Genomic DNA, 21121 nt, shown 5'->3' on the forward strand with positions numbered 1-21121 from the left:
CTCGAGACGACGGCCTTGCCGGCTGTCCTCACGAACGGTTGTCGGAGGGATTCCAGGATAGTTTAGACGCGGGGCAAAATTTATCCCGGCGTTGCGCCGCGGGGCGGCAAGCGGCTGCGCCAGTCTCCTCTCGCTCTTGAATTCTTGCAGCGGATTCGAGGCGACGCCCGTCAAGGCGCGAGGGCTCGGACGGAATTTTCGTGACGAATGCGGATCGGGGGAGATGGACAATGCCCTCTCCCCTAATGAAATCGACGATGCTTCGCGCCACCGCCATGCCGATAGTCATCCTTCGTGCCGTCACCCAACCTTGCCGATCCACACTTCCACTATGCCGGGCTTCGCCACCCGCTCGCAGGATCCATTGACGCCGATCCGATGAATTTCCAGAGGACTGCCAGATTGCCGCTCTATTTGCTGCTTTACTTCCTGCGCCGTCGCTTCATCCTGTTTGAAACAGAAGCGCACCTCGTGCAGATCTCGAGCGATCCCGAGGCGTTGCGCGGACGGCACCGTGTAGCGCGATCGCAGCGCCTCGAGCAGCCGGTTCGGATCCCCCTCGGCATATTGGAAGTAGATGGTCGGCCGCTCCTCCGGGCGCACCGGCAACCAATATTGCTGACTTTGTTGCCAAAGCCGTGGTTGCCATCCGGCATTCGCGCCGAGGGTCCGAACCGTGCCGCCCTTCCTCACCGCGCCGATCCACTGCCCGGACTGGTTGGGCGGTGTCGGCATTGCCGATCGGAGCGCGACATTCTCCTTGACGCGATATTGCGTATCGGGCCGGATCGCGTCCGGAAGCACGGTCGCCCCGGTCCTCATATCGGCAAGGTTGGTGACGTCCTTGTCACCTATCCACATATAGATCGCATTGCCCCGGGCAACGATCTGGCTCGTCGATTCACTCACTTGCTGGATCGCTGCGACCTGTGCGTCAGTGAGCGGCTTGTAGCTTCCGCCATCCTCTTCCTGAAGATTACCGATCAATGCCCTGACCCGCTCTTCCAAACGATTATCTTTTGCAATTTTACTTTTATCCAGTTTATCTCTATTTCTATCTTCTTCTTCCATTAAGGAAATTTCTTTGGTCATTGAGGCAATTTCCTTGGCCATCGAGCTCATTCTCTCGCCCCCCAAGAGCGGGACGACAAGGCCGACTGCCGCAATCAGGGCGCCGTAGAGCAATCGGCTCCGCAGCAATGCCCGTCTGCTTCGCCGGATCAGCGCGACGACGGCCAGCCATTCGGGCTCGTCTTCTACCCTGGCCTGACCGGTGGCTTTCAGAAGATAGCGACGCGCGGTTTCGGGTATCGTGAAGAAATGCTCATAGGCAGTCCTGATCTGCTGGAGCATCGCCTGGTCGATGCGAACCTCGTCCTGCGCCGCGGTGCGGGCAAGCATCCGCCAGGTCAACGCGTCGTCGCTCTCGCACTGGATCCAGCCTGGGCCGATGCCGCCCGCCCCCTTGGTCATGCGCCACCAGTTGCGCAGCAGAGCTTCGTGGCTGATATCGACCAGCCTGATCGCGTTCGTCAGCGGATCGATGCTCGGGACGAGGAGATTGTCGCTTTCCTCTGCATAGAGCCTGACGATGGGCTCGACCAGCGCGGCATTCGGCCCGGCCAGTGCTTCCAGCGTCGCCAGCGTCGTGGGCCGGCGAACGACGCGCCCGGCGCTGTCCACATCCAGCAGCGCGCGAAAAATGGCGGCGATCGTCGGCCCCGCCTCCGGCCCCAGCTTCTCGATGCATTCGCGGCGAAGCTCTTCGGCATGAACCGAGAGCGCGTTCTGATCGGGAAGGCTCGTGCCGCCGGTTCCGCTGCCCTGGGCATTTTCCGGCGCCCTTTCGGTCTTGACGTCGTTATAGTCGCTCAGGCCGATGCGCCACGGCGCGCCCTGCGCGGCAATGCGCTTCGGCTCGGCCATGCGCATCAGTGCGTGCTGCAATATCGGCAGGGCATCGATCATGGTCGATGCCTCGGTGAGCAGGCGCGTCACGAGCCTATCCCCCACCGTCCCCCCGAACATGCGCGCCGGCTCGCGGATCGCCCGCTCGATATCGTCGGGATCCAGGCTGGGGACGAAATACTGACAGCGGTTGATGACTTCGCCCAATGCCGGAAACAGGGCGCATTGGCTGAAAAAGTCCGAGCGCATCGTGACCATGACGAAGAAGCGGTCGCTGCGCTTGGCGCAAGCGATGTTGGCCAGGAAGCGCGTTAGCACCTCGACGTCGGACGGACGCCGCTCGCGCGCCCAGGCGAATATCTCCTCGAACTGATCGACGACCAGGCAGAAGAGCTGCAAATCGCTGGCGACGATCGCCTGTTCCACCAGCCCGGCCATGTCGTCGTCGAACAGCAATGCCGTCGTCCAGGCCGCCGCCGCCGTCGCCACGCTGGCACTGGGCTCCGCCTTCTGCTCCACGCCAGATTTGGCCTTGCGCTTCCCCCTGTTCCTGGCCCGCGCCTCCTCGCGCCGGGGCGGAAAGCCCAGCTGCTCGGCCAGCGCTGCGGCCAGGGCATCGAGCGGGCCCTGGCTGGGCCGGATCGTCTTCTCGGCCATCCGGCGGTCCGCCAGTTGCATCTCCCGGCGCAGCATCGGCAGCACGCCGGCGGCAATCAGCGACGATTTGCCGCAGCCCGATCCGCCATGGACGAGCACGACATTATGGTCGCCGAGCAAATAGAGCACTTCGCGCGCCGCCTGCTCGCGTCCGCAAAAGATGCTCCATTCGTCCGAGCGGAACGGCCGCAAGCCCGGATAGGGCCGCTCCGGCTTGTCGATGAACGCGTGCAGCGAGGCCGGGGCGTTCATGCGAACCTCAATGCTTGCTTGACGCTGCTCGGCCAATTGCGATCGCGTGGCACACACACACGCGGAAGGTCGATCGCCTGGGTCTGGAGCACCGGTCCGTCGTCCTCGACCCAGTCCACCAATACCCAAGGCAGTTCGTCAAAGCCCTCCTTGCGCAACAGCCGGAAATCGCTGAGCGCAACGGCGACATGGAGATCGGTTCGATCATTCTCCCTGGCGCGGACGAGGACGAGCCCGTCGCACGTGGTCAGAAAGACGCGCCGCTCCTCATCGCGCTGGCGTAACAGCGCCAGCTTCGGCGTGGTATCGCTCATGACGGCCGGGTTGATGAACACGATCTTCCTCAGGCCATCGCGCGTGAGGTTCCATCGATCCGGATCAGAGGCCGATTGAAGATAGACCGGCTGCAGGCCTTCGTCCGGACAGTCCGCGGCCGATGCAGATTCCGCCCCGGCCTCCGGCTCCCGGGACGGCGCCGCGGCGAACTGTGGCACGGTCATCAACACCTCGGCAGGCCCGGCGAACGCCGGGGACGCCGGGCGGCGGGCCCTTGCCTGGCCCTTGAGGCTTTCCAGCTTTGTGCGGATCTCGCCCGCCAGGCTCTGCATCGGAGGCAGAAGCCGCGCGAAGCCGACCGGCATTTCGGCCAGCCCGGCTTCTACCGGCAGACCGTTCTCCACGTCGAAAAAACCTTCGCTGTTCGCCGGACGGCGACCATTGTCGAGGAGCGAGTCCAGCTCGGGGAACGTGGCCGCATCGAACTGCGCGGGCAGGATCGTCGCCAGCACGGTGTGGGTGATGGTGCGGCCGTCCCTTGCGGCCTGCTCCAGGAACAGCCTGATCTCTTCGCGGCGCGCATCGTCCGCCACGAGGTTCGGCGACATCAGCACCACCAGCAGCGCCGACTCCCGCACTGCCTTGCGGTCGCTGTCCGTCAGCATGGGGCTGGCGCCCGAATGGGGATGGAAGCTGATCTTGCCCAGCACGTTCCCGGGGAAATCAGGTGGATTGAGGCATTCGTAGAGCGTGGCGATCAGCTTTTCTGACCAACGAGTCAAATCGCATGACTGGCCATCCGTACCCGAAGCCAGGCCGCGGCCGAAGCACATATAGACATCAAAGGAATAGCTCATGGCAGCGCCTTCAGCTTTTCGAGATAGCGGTCCATCTCGGCCAGTGCCTCCGGCTCGAACCGGCGATGGCGGCGGGCATTCATCAGAACATATAGCAACGGCGGCTTCTCGCCGAACTTCAGACCGGAGTCGTTGAGATAGCCGAGCGCCAGGAACAGCCGGTCGGCGATGTTGCCGGCTCCCGGCAATCGGCCGACAAATTCCGGCGACAGGCCGACGAACAGCGTCGCCAGGCTCGCTTCGTCGGCGATGCGCGCTTCCCCGAGCCAGTCGTTGATCGCGTTGAGATCCTCCAATTCGAAAATCTCGCGCCGGCGCTGCTTGGGCTTCCTGGCCGCGACCGGCGCGGCCGGCTTCATCTCGCCCGACCAGATGCCGGCCCATTGCGGGTCACGACGCGCTTCCCAGGCGCGGGCGGCATAGTTTCCGAGCAGATACTGCCCGCCATAATGGATGCCGAGCACCTGTCCGGTCGCGACGTCGATCAGCGGCGCCCCGCTGGCCCCGCCCAGCGTCGAAGCGTCGTGCTTCAGCATCGGCGGATCTTCCGTCCCGCGACGATCCAGGCCGAGGATCAGCCCCGGCGATATCCTCTTCTCGTCATAGACATCGCCGAAGATCGCTTCCTGGACCTTCGTGTCGTTGCGCTGGTCGAAACTCGAATAGCCGATCACTGCGATCGCGCGTCCCGCAAGCACCTTCGGGTCCTGCGGCGGCGCCAGTTCCAGTATCGCACCGGCCGGTGCATCCTCCGCGAGCTTCAGGAAGCTGAAGCACCAATAGGGGTGCACCAGTTCGACCGCTTCGATCCTGATCCGGTCGGACGCCTCGGTGCCGGGACTGTTGGCGAAATTGATCCAGCACGCCCCCTCGCTTGCCGGGGCAACGCGCTCGGCCAGCGCGCTGGCGACGTGCGGCGCCGTCAGCGCGAGGCGCGGGGCGACCAGGAACGCCGTACCCACCCAGGGCAGAACCCCGCCTTCCACCTCCACCCGCCCGATCCCGCGCGCGGCGCGGAGGACGGAGGCGGCTTCCTTCAGCATCGGCAGCGGCGCCGGGGAGCGCTTCAACGCTTCTCCGTCGAAACGGAGTGCCGGCCTTTCCGGGAGGATGATTGCCATCGCGCCGATCAAGCCTGGATGTCGGCGGCAATGTCGCGCCAGAGCGTCGAGTTCGGCAGGCCCTTCAGCCGTTCGACGATCATCGATATCGGGGTGCCGATATTGATCCAGGGCGTATCCTGCCCCTGAAAGGTGAAATTGGTCTTCTGCTGCACCGCCGCCTTGTGCAGCGCGATCACCGCCCAGCTATCATTGCATACCGGCGAGCCCGAGGAACCGGCCTGGGTATCCGTGAAATAGGACAGGTTTGCCCCGTCCAGCCGAACCGCCAGATTGTTGCGGATCGCGATCTGCTTGGGATTTCCACCGGGGTGCTGAATGATATTGACCGGGAAATAGCTGTCTTCCTGATCGATGACGATCGGCGCGAGCGACAGCGGCAGCGGCGGGCGGGCAAAGTCTCCCTCGGGCGGCGGCAATTCGATGATCGCAAAGTCCAGCGCCGGGTCCGATATGCATAGCCTGGCGCAGCGGGCCGTCACTGTCTGCCTGTTGGCATCGTCGTAATCGAACTGGAACTCGAGCGACATGGCCTGCCGGTTCAGCTCGTCCATGCTGGCGTTTGCCTCGCCCGGACTGCGCGCATTCACGACGTGGTGATTGGTGATGATGTACCCTTTGCCGATCAGCCAGCCGGTGCCGAAATAGCGGATCGGCTGACCGGAAGCGGGCGAGATCTTCGGCACGTCGCCCTCGTAGCGCGTGACGGTGATCCGCGCGACCGAGGCGGCGGTCCGCGCGGCGCCGTTGAGGAACGAGATCGGCAGCAGGTCGCTCGTCCAGAGGACCTTTTGCGGGACGACGTTGCCGAGACTGTTCGCAGCGGCGGCGGCATCGGCCCTGGGCGAGGGCGCTACCGGCGAAAGCTCGGCACGCTCCAGCGCGATCTGGGCCCATCTGGTATAGAAGTCGACGGCTTCCTGCTCCGGCCGGCTTGCCCTGGCGCTGTTGCGGAGCCACCGCTCGATCGGAAGGATCCCGTCGACGAAGGTCTTGTAGATGTTCAGTGCATCGACATCGAAAGTAAGCTGCTCGAAATCATCGTCCCCATTGCGTATCCTCTGAAGGACCATGATCGGGATCGAGCGCACTCGCAGATCGCGGGATATCGGCCTGTCCAATGCGAAATCGATGATTTCATCGATCTCCTCCGGCTTGAGAATTCCCGCCACTCTTCTCGTCCTCCCGGCTTTGCCGCGCTAAGGAAATCGAAAACCCTTCCCGATCCTGTCAGCTTGCGAACAGGTCGATCTTGTCGAGCGCCGGCACGCGATCGCTGCCGAGCAATTGCATCGCCGGCAGCAGGTGCGTGTTGCGCGGCAGGTCATCATCAGTGTCGGCGGCCGCTTTCCCGCCCACGATTTCCTGCCCCGACGCTGCCACCACGCTTTCGATCGCGGCGGTATCCTTGAAATATTTGTCGATGGCCGCGATGACGCGCGCGGCATCGATCCGCGTGAGATCGGCGCTGCGATAGGCGGCCATCTTGGCCTGGACGAGCAGGGCCTGGGCCTCTGCTGCCTGCCCCTTGAGCTTGGCCTCGATCGCGCCGTCCAGCGGCTTGCCGATCGCACTCAACGACTGCCAGTCGTCGCGCGTGGTGGTGACGCGTACCTGCAGGAGGATATAGTCCTGCGAAGCAAGCGCCGCGAGATGCGCGGCATCGGGGCCCACACGAACGCCGTCGGCGGTAATCCAGACCTGCTTGCCGGCATATTCGCCTTCCTCGAGGCTCGACAGCAGGATGAAGCCCGACTTGACCGTTCCGGCGCCGCCGGTTCCGCCGAGCATCATGTCATGGACGGAAAGCATCGTCTTGCTCTCGCCCGCGGCGAGAAGCGACTGCACGCCCCCCGCGATCGCGGAAGAGATATTCGCGATCTCGGCAACCTGCGCCAGCTTGAGCGTACCCGCGACGTCGCTGATCGTCTTGGCGAAGGATTCGATCAGATTGCTGGCCTGCATCGACACGAGGCCGAGATCGATCTCCACTGCCCCGCCCCGAAAGGGCAGGAGGGGCGTCAGGGGATAGTTGCGCAGGATCGAATGGTCGAGATCGGCCTGCTTGATCTCGAACCGGTTCTTGCCGGAGACGTTGGCGAATTCGAGCTTGGGCTGGTCGCCATAATGCAGTGCGATCAGCGAATAGACCAGCGGGTAGCGCTTGGTGAACCATTCCCCGCTCCTCCTGAGGAACATCTCGCCCAGGATGAGCTGAACATAATGCTGTTCGGCCTGCGCGTTGACGCCGGTCTGGCCGGTGAGATCACGGGCCCTCGTCACCGGCACCCGCGCCCGCATCTTCGCTTCCTTGCCGATCAGGCTTCCCAGGAAATCGAAGAGTCCCATGCCGCTCTCCCACGAAAGAGAAATGGATTCCTGCCGGAGTCGATCCTGCGAGGCTCACAAGCTCCACGGGCCCTTGAGGTCGTAGAACTCCTTTTCCGGACGGACCGAAATATGCACATGCTTGTTGTGCGGATTCTTGCCGGTGTACGGTCGCCACGCCCAGGCTGCGGCCCCGCCGATCGGCGCGCGATTGGCGATACGCTTGTTCCAGATGATGTACTTGATCCGCTTGTCCATGCCGGCGCGCAGCTTCTCCGCGAGCTTGCCCGCATCGCAGCCATTGGCCGGATCATGGGTGATGTCGATCGCCGTCACCACGCCCATGGCGCCGTCGCGCACCCAGGGATTGTGATCCGAACTTCGACTCCGGTGCGCGGCGTCACCGATCCAGCCGTCGGAGAGCTTGCCGCGCTTGGGCGCCAGAACATTGATCTGCGCGCGCAGCCCCTTCAGTGCTTCAGCCAGTCGATAGTCGTTCGGCGCCTCGGTGTCGGCGACTTCATATGCCAGCGCGCCGGTCTCGGCCGCAGCTTCCTCGTCGTCGCCGCCATTGGGGGTCGGATCCGCGTCCTCCGGCGCATCGAGCACCGCGACGCGTTCGACGCCGGCGCGGAAGGCGATATCGGCCCCTCGGTCGTCCTCGAACTGGTCATTGTCGCGGACGACCTGCGGAAACTCGATTCCGGTGCGGCGCTCCAGTTCGCGGATCGACGTCATTCGCCGCCGGAAATTGTCCGGGACCGTGAATTCAAGCTCGACATTGGAGAGATCCTGATCGAGCACGAATGCATAGGCCGCGACGCCATCGGCGACCTTGGCCACCACCACCTTCCAGAAAGCCCCGGGGATACGCAGGCGCAGGACCGAGCCGTCATCGCCCTTGCCGGTGAAAATCTCGTCCGAAGGATCGAGGATCGGACCCGCGAACAGGCAATAGCGTTCGCTGGCCGCCTCGCCGAGAACCAGATTCTCGAGATCGCCCCAATTGTCCTTGCCGCGTTGCGACTGGTTGAACTGAGCGATCTGGGGCGAGCAGTTGGTGATATGGTAGGTATCGCCATTGGCCCGGCGCAGCTCGGCATAGCTGCGGCCGTAGGAGATATCGTCGCGGCGGACGATGTGCCCCTTGTCGAAGGCGCCCCTGTCCTTGGTATAGAATTTGTCCGACAGCTGATACTCGGCCGCAAGCCGCGGATCGGGGAACCATTTCTCCTGGTCGTTGGGCCCGAGGTCAGCCAGCGCCTTGCGTGAATAGTCGTAGCCCGGCTCCGGCCGCTTGAGCCTTGGCTCGGCCGTCACGTTCGATGCGGTGAGCAGCGCCAGGCGGCGCTGGGCATGCATCTTGATCGAAAAATGGCCATAATGCAGCGTGTCGCCGCCATCGAGCAGCGGCGCGAGCACGCCGGGGTCACGCGGCTTCGGCATCGGCACGACCGCACCGGGCAGGAAGTCCTCCTGATAGCCGTCGCGTTCGGAATAGTCGCCATCATGCCAGACTTCGACCAGCCCTTCCTCGATGGGAGCCGCCGATACCGATTCTGTGGCGACGGCCACAGCCGATGCCGATCCGCCACCGGCCGGTTCGCCCAGGCTGAGCGTGATCGTCAGCGGAATTGTCACGCTCACCGCGCCGTTTCCGGGGGCGACGTTCACGACCGGGCCGCCGGGATCTTGGCGCACGGGCGGAGAACCGCCGCCACCCCCGCCACCGGCATCGCGCCCGCCAGCCGCAGCCACGCCTTCGAGCGCATCCCAATAACTGCTCCATGACGGGGTGCCGCCGCCTGGCTTGGCGGCAAAATCGACTCCGGCGTCGATGACCCGCCCGTCCCTGGCCAGTTCGAACGCCGGGACGCAATAGTTGGTATCGAGATAGCGCCCGCCGAAATGAAGCGCGAGCACTTCGCCCGTATCGAGATCCAGCACGGCCGAGCCGGAATTGCCGCCCAGGGTCGAGCAGTCATGCGTCGCCGCCGAGACGATCTTGCGGAAGCTGCCCGTGTCCCGCCGGCGACCCAGGCGCCCCGGCTGCAGGCGTTTGACGCCGTACCGCCCGCCGAACAGCGTGTTCTGGACATCGATATCGTTCCGCTCGGGATCGAATGCCGGATAGCCGATCACGGCGACGCGGCGGCCATCCAGATCGCCGACATCCTGGAGGGAGAGTTTCAGCGGCACATGCGACGCGGCCAATCCCTCCACCTCGAGCAGCGCCATGTCCCAATATGGATGGATCATACGGATGGAGCGGACCTCAAGCATCTCCTGGTCCGACCGCCCCTGCTCGCGCAGGAAATCGATTGCGGCACGCATGCCGGTCCGGAAACCCAGCTGCCGGACACCGAGGCCGCTGGCGAAGATCTCGGCGACATGGCGATTGGTCATGAGCAGATTCTTGCCGACGACGAATCCTGTGCCGCCATAGGGAATGCGCCGCTGACCGGGCAATTCGATACGCCCGACTGCGGGGATCGCGCCGAGCAATCGCGCATGGAGCGGCGCATCGTTCAGATCCAGCCAGCGCTCATGCGTCGAGCGGAAATCGCCGTTGACGATGTCGAAGGCCGGCCGTTCAGCGGGAATGACGATCGCTTCGGTCAGGTACACTTCCTCCGGCGAGAAGTCGGAAGCGTCCGCATCGGCCTTGATCTTGTCGATGGCCCGGTTGGCGGTATCCGCCACCGCGTCGAGCGCCGGCGCGGTTTTGGCGCCGGCCTCCGCCACGCCTTCCTGGGCCAGTTCCGTCTCGACGACCGCACTGACGTGGGACGATGTGACGGGCTTGATGGTTTCGATACCGCCGTCGCGGTGCCGCGTCACTTCCCGAAGATACTGTTTTGCTCTTTCAGCACGCTTCATCACACCCTCCCCAAGCATCATCAAGACGGACCCAGGCATTGCGGAAGCGAACCGTTTGATTATCGAGCTATCCCGCGCAAACCGATGATATTATTCGCAAGTCAATGTTCTCAAGAATTCATGCACGCATGAAATTCACATTAATTTATAACAGCGGCCAACAGGAAGCCATAGCATCGTCGATGAAAGGTTCAATTTGGACACAATATACTATTTCGCACTCACAGAAACTTTCCGGGCGCGACAACAATTCATAAATTGTAGTGATTTTGATATGTTAGGAGTTGTCGCCTAGTTGGCCAGCTCGCCAACGCAGCGAGATGAATTCGCCTCTAGGTAACGGTCGTCGATTGCGGAGGCCGCGTGGAGGGCCCGCCGCTTCAATCGCGCCCCTCCATCAAGCCTCCATCAAATCCTCCACAAGGCTCCATCAATCTGCCGGAGAGAAGCGTGGCGACGCGGCGATCATGCCGCCTCGGCAGACAGGAGATTTTCATGATGCCCGCTTTTCGTCACTGCGCGTTCGCCGCGCTCGCAATCGCCGCGACCGGTGTGACGCCGGCAGCCGCACAGGATGGCCAGCCGACCGGCATCTATGGCGTGGCGCGGGCCGGCCTGTCGATCGACACCGATGCGCGCCTGCAGGGCAATAACCCCACCGGCACGCTCCAGCGCGACACCGACTATAGGCGCGGCTTCAATGGCGAACTCGGCATCGGCTATGATGCCGGCCCGTTCCGCCTCGAAGGCACCGTCGGCTACACGACCGCCGGTGTCGACAAGAAGAAGGCGGCGACCGGCGGCTTCACCGCGGACGGGCGGACCAAGGCGCTGACCATCGGCGCGGCCGGCTATTTCGATCTCCCGGTGAGCGAGCGGGTGGTGCCCTATGTCGGCGGCGGGATCGGCCTGTCGCGCGTCGACTCGCGTCTTAGCCGCCTGAGCGGTTCGCCCGCCACCGGCAGCCGCTATTCGGGCAAGGACTGGGGCTTCAACTGGCACCTCGACGCCGGCCTCGGCATCGCGGCCACCCAGTCGACCACGATCGAGCTGGGTGCGCGCTATTCCAGGACCTCGTCGCTGCGTTTCGACGGCTTCAATGGCGCAAGCAAGGCGGAATTCCGCCCGCGCCTGTCGGGCTGGTCCGCCCTGGTCGGAATCCGCCAGGCATTCTGATGCACGGTGCCCGCATCCCGTCGGTGCTGCTCCCCGCCGTCCTCGCGACGGCGGGATGTGCACCCAGCCTCGAGATAGGGCGTCCCGCTGCGCCCTTGCCCGCGCGCTTCGAGGCTGCGGCACTGCATCCGGATCCGGAGCCCGCTGCGCTGGACCGATGGTGGACATTGTTCGGTGATGCCCAGCTGGACGACCTCGTCGCACGCGCGCTCCGCGCGAATGCCGATGTCCGGCTGGGCCTGGCGCGCCTGCGGGAGGCGCAGGCGATCCGTCAGGCCGCGCTCGCCCCCTACCGGGTCCAGGGAGACCTGCAGGTAACCGGCGGGGTGCAGCGCAGCGAGAGCCTGTCCGGTCCCGACGTGCTGATCGGCGGCCCCAGCGGCACGGCGGTGACTTCGGGAGCCACGGTGCTGGCTGCCTCGCCCACATTCAATCTCTCATGGGAGCTGGACCTGCTGGGCCGGCGCGGCGTGGCAAGGGAAGCGGCGGACGCCGACCTCGCGGCCGCGCGCTTCGTTCAGGAAGGGACGCGCGCGACGCTCGCGGCCGATGTGGCCGATGCCCTGTTCGCCGCCCGCGGGCTCGCGGCGCAGGTCGAGGCGGCGCGAGAGACCCTGACGATCCAGCACGGAATCCTGGCAGCGGTCCGCACGCGCGCCGATCACGGCCTGGCAGCGCGCGCCGACGTGGCGCGGATCGACGCCGACCTTGCACAGGCAACAGCGCAACGCACTCTGCTGGAAGCCGAGCTCGCCGCCGCCAGGCGCGCGATCCTGGTCCTGCTGGGCGACGCCGACAAGACGCTCGACACCTTGCCGATTCACCCCCGCCTCGACCTTCCGCCGCAACCGCCCGCGGCCGTGCCCGGCACGCTGCTCGAGCGCCGGCCCGATGTGCGGGAAGCCGAGCAGCGCCTTCGGGCCGCAATCGCACGCGCCGAATTACAGCGCCTGGAGCTCTTCCCGCGCCTGACGCTCAACCCCGGGGCAGGGCTTACCGCCACGCGCGGTGGCGGCCTGAGTGCCGTCAGCGCCTTCTGGACGCTGGGCGCGGGGCTCACGGTGCCGATCCTCGACCGGGCCCGGCTGCTCGCGCAGATGCGTGTCGAAGGCACGCGCGCCGAACAAGCGGTCATCGCCTATGAACGCGCGGTCCAGAGCGCCTTCTCCGAAGCCGATCAGTCCCTGCTGCGATTGACTGGAGACCGCGCGCGCGTCGCCCTTCTGGCACGCGCGGAGAGCCGCGCCGCCGAAGCCTATGCGGCAGATCGGCTGCGCTTCGCGCGCGGATTGACCGATGTTTCCACGCTGCTCGAATCGCAGCGGGCGCACAGCGCCGCGCGCCTCGCGGCCGCCACCGCGCGGGCGGAAACCCTCCGCCGCGCCGTCACTGTATTCCGGGCGCTCGGCGGCGGCTGGCAGGCCCCGCCGATCGCCACACCAGGTTCCGGGAAATCAGGATGATACGGCCCATATTCGTCACCGCCATCGCGCTGACGCTCTCCGCCTGCGCCAAGGCCCCGCCCCGCGCCGACGAAGCGGAAGCGCCGCCGACCGTCGGGATAACCCGCGTAGCGCTTCGCCCGGTCAGCATGGGCATCGATCTTTCGGGGACCATCGTCGCGCGCGAGGAAGCCGCGATATTGCCCGAACTGTCCGGCTATCGCGTGCTGCGCGTGCTGGCCGATGAAGGCGATCAGGTGCGTCGCGGCCAGCCAGTGGCGCTGCTCGACGGCGCATTACTGGCCAGCGAAGAGGCACGCCTGAGAGCGCAACGCACCACCGCGCAGGTCGCCGCGGAGCGCGCGCAATCCGAGCATCTGCGCGTCGCGGATCTGACCGGCCGGGGCGTGATCGCCGACGAGACGATCGCGCAGCGCAGCTTCGAAGCCCGCGCCGCGCACGCGCAACTGCAATCGGCACGAGCCGCCTTGCGCGAGATCGTCGTGCGCCGGGGCCGGCTGACGCTGCGAAGCCCGGTCTCGGGAATCATCGTCCAGCGCGCCCTGCGCCCCGGCGATGTCGCCGGGACAGGCACCGAGCCGCCCTTCCGCATCGCCCGAGACGGCCTGTTCGAGCTCGACGCCGAGGCGCCCGAACCTGTCCTGTCGAAGCTCGCGCCCGGCATGGCCGCCAGCGTGACCCTGGCATCCGGCAGGCGGCTGACCGGCACCGTGCGGCGGCTCGGCGAGCGGATCGACCCCGCCACTCGTCTCGGCCGGGTCCGCATCCTGCTGCCCTTCCATCCCGGGCTCCGCCTCGGCGGCTTCGCGACCGCCTCGATCGCAGGCGAAGCGCGATCCGTCCGTTCGGTCCCGCAGCGCGCGCTTTCCTATGAAGGCGGACCGTCGGTCATGACGGTGGACAAGACGGGCCGCGTCGCGCGCGTGCCGGTGCGCACGGGCGCGCGCGGCGCCGGGATGGTGGAACTGCTGGACGGGCCGCCGCCGGGCACGCCGGTCCTCCTCGGCGGGAGCGCGCTGGTCATACCCGGGCAGATCGTCAAGCCAGTGGAAAGCCGGCCATGAGCATCGCCATCTCGGCCTGGTCGATCCGCAATCCGATTCCGGTCTGCGTCCTCTTCGCCCTGCTCACACTTGCCGGAATCTCGGCGTATCTGGCGCTGCCGGTCAAGCAATTGCCCGATACGTCCTTCCCGATCGTCGCCGTCAACGTGACGCAGAGCGGGGCCGCCCCGGCGGAGATCGAGACCCAGATCGCCCGAGTCACCGAAAATGCCGTTGCGGGCATTCCGGGCGTGAAGCACGTCTTCACCGCCATCACCAACGGCCATTCGTCCACCCTCGTCGAGTTCAGGATCGGCGAGAACCAGCAAAAGGCGATCGACGAAGTTCGCACCGCGATCGACCGCGTCCGGGCGGACCTGCCGCGCGGCATCGATCCGCCGGTGGTCGAGCGAGTCGATATCGATTCGGTTCCGGTGCTGACCTTCGCAGTCACCGCGCCGATGTCCGAAGTCGACTTGTCCTGGTATGTTGACGATCGCGTCGCCAAGACTCTTCAGGCGGTGCGGGGCGTCTCGTCGATCCGGCGGCTGGGCGGCGTCAATCGCGAGATCATCGTCTCGCTGCTGCCCGACCGCCTGGCCGCCCTTGACCTGACCGCCGCGCAGGTCGGCCAGGCGTTGCGCACCGCGCTGGGCGACAATGCCGGCGGAAGAGTGGAACTCGGCAGGAGCGAGCAGACGGTGCGCGTCCTCGCATCGCCGCGCAGCGCCGAGGCCCTGCGCCGCGTCGAGCTGCCGCTCGGCGGGGGCCGCAGCGTGGCCCTGTCCGCGGTGGCCGAAGTCGGCGACGGCGCCGGCGAACCACGATCCTTCGCCCGGCTCGACGGGCGTCCGGTGATCGGCTTCGAGGTCATGAAGACCAAGCCCGCCAGCGACATCAGCGTCGAGGATGCGGCAAATGCCGCGATCGAGCGGTTGGCGCGCGAAGGCCGCGGCGTTCGCTTCACGCGCATCGTTTCCAGCGCCGACGAGACGCGTGCGGAATTTTCCGCGACGATCGAGGTGCTGGTCGAGGGCATGGCCCTGGCCGCGCTCGTCGTGTGGCTGTTCCTGCGTACCTGGCGATCGACGCTGATCGCCGCCGTCGCCATGCCGATCTCGCTCATACCCACCTTCGCCGTCATGCTGGTGCTCGGGTTCACGCTCAACCTGGTCTCGCTGCTGGCGCTGACCCTGGTGATCGGCATCCTCGTCGACGACGCCATCGTCGAGATCGAGAATATCGAGAAGCGGATCGAAAGCGGCGAGAGTCCCTATCGCGCATCGATGATCGGGGCGGACCAGATCGGCCTTGCCGTCATCGCCACGACCTTTGCGATCGTCGTCGTCTTCCTGCCGGTCTCGCTGATGGGCGGCATCGTCGGTCAATATTTCCGTGAGTTCGGCGTCACGGTCGCAGTGGCGGTGCTCTTCTCGCTGCTGGTCGCGCGCCTGCTGACGCCGCTGATGTGCGCCTATCTGCTGGTTCCGGCGCGGACATTGCGCGCGCGCAGGCCGATGGCCGGCTGGTATCGCCGCATTCTCGATTGGGCGCTCGATCATCGTGGCCTGTCGATCCTGCTTGCCTTCCTCTTCTTCGCCGGATCGCTCGGACTGGCTTCGCTGCTGCCGACAGCCTTCATCCCGGAAAGCAATCCCAAGAGCATGGTGTTCAACATCGTCGCCGCACCGGGATCGACGCGCGCGGACCTGGACCGAGTCAGCGGCGAGGCGACGCGGATCCTGAAGGGCCAGCCGGATGTCGCATCGGTCTTCGCCCGCTTCGGCGGCGAGGCGATGCACAACGGCTCGCTGACCGTGGTCTTCAAGGAGGATCGCACCGGGACGGCGGCGGCCTTCAAGCGCCGGGTCGCATCCGCGCTGGGCGAGATTCGCGACGTTCGGATCACGCCGAGCGGCCAGAATGGAGGCAGCGCCGATCTCGAGGTCATCCTCGTCGGCAATGATCCGCTTGCTCTGGAGGCTGCCGCCCGGCGCGTGCAGCACGAGATGCGGGGGATTCCGGGGCTGCGCAACGTGCGCGCCGCCGAGCCGGCCTCCTCTCCCGAGCTGGTGATCCGCCCGCGCCTCGCCGAAGCCGCTCGCCTGGGCCTTACCGCCGAAGCCATCGCCGATGCCGCCCGGATCGCGACCATCGGCGACGTCGACGCCAATCTGGCCAAATTGCCGATCGACGGACGCAACCTTCCTGCCCGTGCGCTGCTGCCGTCCGACGCGCGCCTGGATCTCGCGACGATCGCCGGACTGCGCGTGCCGATCCAAGGCGGGGGCACGACCAGGCTGGACGCAGTCGCCGATATCGGCTTCGAGGCCGGGCCCGGCCGCATCGAGCGCATCGACCGCCAGCGCCGGGCGACGATCCAGGCGGATATATCGGGACTGACGCTCGGCCAGGCGACCGACGCAGTCGCGGCGCTGCCGGGCATGAAGGCGCTGCCCGCCGGCGTGCAACAGCTGCTCTATGGCGACAGCGAAGCGATGTCCGAGCTGTTCGGCGGCTTCATCGGCGCGATGATTGCCGGGATCGGCATGATCTTCGCGGTGCTTGTCCTGCTGTTCCGCTCGTTCTTCAAGCCCGTCACGATCCTTACCGCGCTGCCACTCGCGGTCGGCGGCGCGTTCGGGGGGCTGCTGCTGGGCGGGCTCGCGCTGTCGCTGCCGGCGATGATCGGGTTCCTGATGCTGCTCGGCCTCGCCGCGAAGAATTCCATCCTGCTGGTGGAATATGCGATCGAGCGCGAACGGAGGGGCGCGCCGCGCCGCGCCGCGCTGATCGAGGCCTGTCACGAGCGCGCTCGGCCGATCGTGATGACGACCGTCGCCATGGCGGCGGGGATGATGCCGACGGCGCTGGGCCTTGGCGAAGGATCGGAGTTCCGCCAGCCGATGGCGGTCGCCGTGATCGGCGGACTGATCACCTCCACCGCGCTGTCGCTGGTGCTGGTGCCCGTCGCCTATGAGGCGATCGACATGCTGGAGCGCTGGCTCGCCCCCCGGTTCGGCCGGCTCGTCCGGCAGCCCGATCCTCGGGAAGTCGCGGCCCTGAGGACGGATGAGGCGCCGCCGGCGGCTGCGCCGATGCGCCCATGACAATGACATCGGGCCGCTCGCCAAGGCGGCGACGCGCAGCGCGCGCGATATTCTTCATGTCCTGACGAAGGAGAGCAAAATTGCGACTGCTTGTTCTGGGTGCGGGCGAAGTGGGCCGGGCCTTTGCGAAGGTCCTAAGGCGCTTCAACGGCTTCTCCGCCGTCACGATCGCGGACCTGTCACAGGACGCAGCCGCCCGGGCGGCCTGCCTGTGCGGCGGGCGCGCCGTGAAGATCGATATCGAAGATGCGGCGGTGCTGGGCGGGATCCTGCGCCAGCATGACATCGTGGTATCCACCGTCGGCCCGGCGAGCCGCTTCGCGGTGCCGCTTCTGCGGCAAGTCGTCGCGGCCGGCTGCCACTTCGTCGATGTGACCGACGATCCCCTGCCCACGCTCGACATGCTGGCGTTCGACATCGCGGCCGGCGCGGCCGGTGTCACTGCCGTCATCGGCTGCGGCGCCAGCCCCGGCATCTCCAACCTGCTGGCCGTGCATGCGGCCTCCCAGCTCGATCGGGTTGATCGCCTGCTCACTTTCTGGGGCAGCGGCGGCGAGGAGAAGGAAGCCCTGGGCAACGGGGTGACCGCGGCACTGCGGCACTGGGTGGAACAGATCAGCATGCCGATCCCCGTGTGGCGCAATGGTGGGATCGTGAGCGCCAAGCCGCTCGAACGGGTCGAGGTAAACTATCCGGGGGTAGGACGCGTCTCCACCCGTCTCGTCGGTCATCCCGAAGCGATCACGCTTCCGCGCAAATATCCGTCGCTGCGGGAATGCCTCAACCTGATGGATTTCTCGGGCTATGTAATCGCCGCATTGGAAGCGGCCGCCCGGAACGTCCGCACCGGGGGCCTCACGATCGACGAAGCCGCGGCCCGGCTTGCCGCGTCGCTGGGCGAACATCGCGGCCGCTTCGGGCCGAAGGACGCGATATCCTATATCCGCCATGGCATCGCCGACACGCTTCGCGGCAAGAAATGGCTTCCGCCGCTCGGCGCCGCGGCGGAAGGCTGGCAGGGGCGAAAGCAGGTGATCGTCGGCACGGCACTGAACGGCACGATCCCCGGCGGAACGGGATTCCTGACGGCGCTGCCTGCCGCGATCGCGGCCAGCATGATCGCCTCGGGGAGGATCAGGAGACCCGGCGTCGCAACGCCCGAGCAATGGATCGATCCTCAGATATTCTTCCTGGCGATCCGGCCCTTTCTCATCGACGGCCGGGGCGCGCCGCTATCGTCCGACCAGGCCGCGATCACCGTGGCGACCGCCACCGCATCTCTTCCGGACGGCAGGTCCCGCATCGCCACCGCGCGGGCATGACCGATGCCAGATGGTCATGCCTTCGGGGGCGCATCGTGAAACTGTGCCGTTTGCCGGCCGCTTTCCCACGCCGCGATCGCGTCGCGCAGCGCGCGTACGCGTCTCGCGTCGGTCCTGTTCCGCGGTTCGCGCGCGAAGCCGAAGCCAATGGCATCGGGATGCGGCGCCGGCCCCGCACAACTCGCAGAGGCATGGATTTCCCTGACTCCGGTGTGGTCGAGCAGCCAGGCGGCATTGTCTGAAGTCACCCCGGATCCGGCGACGATCGACAGGTTCTTTCCAGCTGCCTCGACCATCGCCGCGAGCGTCGTCGCGCCATCGATCGCACGTGGTGCCCCTCCCGAGCTCAGGATCTTGTCATAGCCCAGCACGGCCACGCGCCGCACCGCCTCGACCGGGTCCGCGACCAGGTCGATCGCGCGGTGCAGCACGATCCGCATGTCGCGCGCGGCTTCGCGGAAGCGGGCGAGCGCATCATAATCGAGCCCGCCCTCCGGCCGGGTGGCGCCGACGACCACCCCGACGATGCCGCGCCACGCGCCCAGGCGGATCTCCTCCTGCATCAGCGCGATCGCCGCGCCATCGAGCACGAAATCGCCGCTGGTCGGCCGGATCATCATGTGCACCGGACATCCCGTCGCGACCGCACGCTCGACGAGCGCGGCAGACGGCGTCAGGCCGCCCAGTTCGAGGCTCGCGCACAGCTCGAGGCGATCGGCCCCGCCCGCCACTGCGGCATCGATCCCCGCCGCGTCGTCGACACAGATTTCCAGCAGCGTGTTCATCGCCGGTCCTGACGCTGAAAGATCACGATCATCGCTTACCGAACGCGCCGATATCCGCAATCGCCAGATCACGGGCCGGCACCGCCACCGCGTCGAAGACGAGGCGGAGGAAGCGTGCGGGCCTGGTGCTCGAAAGTGCGATCCGCTGGGTCGCGAGCGCATAGGCGATGTTGGAGAATTCGCCCTCGCCGCCTGCCTCCCAGGTGCGTCCGTCGAGGCTGGTGTCGACCCGATAGCCCCTGGGCGGCGAGGCATCGGCGCTCGGCTCGCGAGCGGGCGTCAGCGTGAAGCCGGCGAGCGGGTGCACCCCGCCCAGTTCGATGACGACCTCGACGGGACGGCCCGGCGCCGGCGCGGGAACCGTCCAGAGCGACGCCGCATCGTCGTCCAGCAGGTGCCGGGGATCGCCGCCGGCGCTCGCCCGGACGATCGTCCAGCCCGCACGCGCCAGGATCGACGGATCGCTCGATGCGAACGCCGCGAGCCGCGCGGGCGCGGCCTGGCGGAAGAGCGCCACTTCGCTGATCGCCGGACAGGCCGGAGCGTCGAGGATGCGCAGCCGGATGCGGCGCGCCCGGATCGGTGCGGGAAGCCGGATCAGCCGCTGCGCCCCGATGCAGCTGTGGCGCGCGAGCGTCTGCCAGCGCCCCTCGATCTCGGCATCGACCGCGAAACTGGTCACGCGGACGCCGAGCGGCAGATATTCGCGCAATCGGATGAGATCGAACAGCGTGCCCGGCGCGAGATCCAGCGTGAGCGTCGGAGTCCTTACTGCATCCGGCGTCGACCAATAGCTGTTCCGGTCGCCGTCCAGCACCTTGCCGGCGGCGAAGGGCGGCCCCCTCTCTTCGCTGGCATGCGCGATGGCGCCCTTGGCCAGATCCCGCGCAAAGGTGGCGCGCATGGCGTCGCCAAAGGCACGCAGCGAGGCCAGGTCGGCGGCGGGGATCCGTCCGCTCCGGTCGGGCGGGATGTTGAGGTTGAGATTGGTGCCGCGGCCGACGGACTCGTCGTAGAGGCGGATCAGCCGCTCCGGATCCTTGACCTTGCCGTCCTCGTCGGCGTGGTAGAACCAGCCCGGCCGGATCGAGACGTCGGTCTCCGCCGGCCACCAGAGCGGCGCGCCGCGGACACCGGAATTGCCCTCCGCCTGCACATAGGGATGATCGGGCATGGTCGGCCAGCACGGATCGCCGGCAACGCCCTTCTCGTTGCCCACCCACCGCACATCGGCCCCCAGCGGATCGAAGGTGCAGGCCATGGGCTGGTGCCGGTGCACCAGCGCGACGATCGAGGGCCAGTCATAATAGGCCGGCGCATCGATCTTCCGGGCTTCGCGGGCGCCGCCATAATAGCCGTCCCCGCCATTCGCCCCGTCGAACCAGAATTCGAACAGCTCGCCATAGCGGGTGCACAGCTCGACCACCTGCTTGCGGAAATAGTCGATATAGGCGGGCCGGCCATATTCGGCATGGTTACGGTCCCAGGGCGAGAGATAGATCCCGAACTTGAGCCCCGCGCGCCGGACCGCGCCGGCAAGCTCGCCGACGATGTCGCCCTTGCCGCCCTTGTACGGCGCGTTGCGGATGCAATGCTCGGTCAGCATCGTCGGCCACAGGCAGAAGCCGTCATGGTGCTTCGCCGTCAGGATCAGGCCGCGCATCCCCGCCGACTTCGCCGCCGCGGCGATCTGATCCGGATCGAAGCCCGACGGATCGAACAGGCTCGGGCTCTCGTCGCCATAGCCCCATTCCTTGTCGGTGAAGGTATTGATCGAGAAGTGGACGAAGCCGAACATCTCATGGGCGTGCCAGGCGAGCTGGCGCGGTGACGGCGTCGCCCCCCACGGCGCGGGCGGCGCCACCCGGCCCTTCGCTCGTGCCGGCATCGCGGCCATCAGAAATCCCATGCCGGCAAAGCCGCGGCGGGTGAGTTCGATCATC

General features: G+C 66.5%; 13 protein-coding genes. 5 read left to right on the forward strand and 8 right to left on the reverse strand.

What is annotated here, in order from left to right:
- Window positions 1-300: 300 nt before the first annotated feature.
- Genes FFS08_RS03365 through FFS08_RS03390 form a run of 6 tightly spaced genes read right to left on the reverse strand, consistent with a single transcriptional unit; the run spans window position 301 to window position 10279 of the window.
- Window positions 301-2817 carry an nSTAND1 domain-containing NTPase gene (locus FFS08_RS03365; protein ID WP_137871812.1) on the reverse strand — a complete coding sequence of 839 codons (2517 nt, stop codon included), beginning with the start codon at window positions 2815-2817 and terminating at the stop codon, window positions 301-303.
- Window positions 2814-3950, reverse strand: a complete 1137-nt coding sequence (locus tag FFS08_RS03370; protein ID WP_137863251.1) for a hypothetical protein — start codon at window positions 3948-3950, stop codon at window positions 2814-2816. The genes FFS08_RS03365 and FFS08_RS03370 overlap by 4 nt, the downstream gene beginning before the upstream one ends.
- On the reverse strand, window positions 3947-5020 hold the full coding sequence (locus tag FFS08_RS03375) for a trypsin-like serine peptidase (protein WP_171012447.1): 1074 nt from the start codon (window positions 5018-5020) through the stop codon (window positions 3947-3949). Before FFS08_RS03375 ends, FFS08_RS03370 begins: the two co-directional genes overlap by 4 nt.
- Before the next feature lie 59 nt (window positions 5021-5079).
- A complete protein-coding gene (locus tag FFS08_RS03380) occupies window positions 5080-6243 on the reverse strand; it encodes a trypsin-like peptidase domain-containing protein (protein WP_137863249.1) in 1164 nt (387 codons plus the stop codon).
- 58 nt (window positions 6244-6301) lie between these two features.
- On the reverse strand, window positions 6302-7420 hold the full coding sequence (locus tag FFS08_RS03385) for a hypothetical protein (RefSeq protein ID WP_137863248.1): 1119 nt from the start codon (window positions 7418-7420) through the stop codon (window positions 6302-6304).
- Between the two features lie 54 nt (window positions 7421-7474).
- On the reverse strand, window positions 7475-10279 hold the full coding sequence (locus tag FFS08_RS03390) for a DNA/RNA non-specific endonuclease (RefSeq protein WP_171012448.1): 2805 nt from the start codon (window positions 10277-10279) through the stop codon (window positions 7475-7477).
- Between the two features lie 495 nt (window positions 10280-10774).
- Here FFS08_RS03390 and FFS08_RS03395 point away from each other — a divergent pair, with 495 nt between their 5' ends.
- The 5 genes from FFS08_RS03395 (at window position 10775) to FFS08_RS03415 (ending at window position 18393) form a co-directional block, all read left to right on the forward strand.
- Entirely contained in the window at window positions 10775-11455 is a 681-nt protein-coding gene (locus tag FFS08_RS03395) for an outer membrane protein (RefSeq protein ID WP_137863246.1), read from the forward strand.
- Window positions 11455-12918, forward strand: a complete 1464-nt coding sequence (locus tag FFS08_RS03400; RefSeq protein ID WP_137863245.1) for an efflux transporter outer membrane subunit — start codon at window positions 11455-11457, stop codon at window positions 12916-12918. The genes FFS08_RS03395 and FFS08_RS03400 overlap by 1 nt, the downstream gene beginning before the upstream one ends.
- The gene (locus FFS08_RS03405; protein WP_137863244.1) at window positions 12915-13982 is read left to right on the forward strand and encodes an efflux RND transporter periplasmic adaptor subunit; all 1068 of its coding nucleotides are present in this window, start codon (window positions 12915-12917) and stop codon (window positions 13980-13982) included. Before FFS08_RS03400 ends, FFS08_RS03405 begins: the two co-directional genes overlap by 4 nt.
- Entirely contained in the window at window positions 13979-17071 is a 3093-nt protein-coding gene (locus FFS08_RS03410) for an efflux RND transporter permease subunit (protein WP_137863243.1), read from the forward strand. Before FFS08_RS03405 ends, FFS08_RS03410 begins: the two co-directional genes overlap by 4 nt.
- 80 nt (window positions 17072-17151) lie before the next feature.
- Entirely contained in the window at window positions 17152-18393 is a 1242-nt protein-coding gene (locus FFS08_RS03415; protein ID WP_137863242.1) for a saccharopine dehydrogenase family protein, read from the forward strand.
- 14 nt (window positions 18394-18407) lie between these two features.
- Here the strand turns inward: FFS08_RS03415 and FFS08_RS03420 are convergent, their stop codons facing one another.
- The gene (locus FFS08_RS03420) at window positions 18408-19178 is read right to left on the reverse strand and encodes a copper homeostasis protein CutC (RefSeq protein WP_137863241.1); all 771 of its coding nucleotides are present in this window, start codon (window positions 19176-19178) and stop codon (window positions 18408-18410) included.
- A gap of 28 nt (window positions 19179-19206) precedes the next feature.
- The gene (locus FFS08_RS03425; protein ID WP_137863240.1) at window positions 19207-21120 is read right to left on the reverse strand and encodes an alpha-L-fucosidase; all 1914 of its coding nucleotides are present in this window, start codon (window positions 21118-21120) and stop codon (window positions 19207-19209) included.
- Window position 21121: the final 1 nt, after the last annotated feature.

The sequence above is a fragment of the Sphingomonas sp. 1F27F7B genome (assembly GCF_005503355.1).
Classification (GTDB): domain Bacteria; phylum Pseudomonadota; class Alphaproteobacteria; order Sphingomonadales; family Sphingomonadaceae; genus Sphingomonas.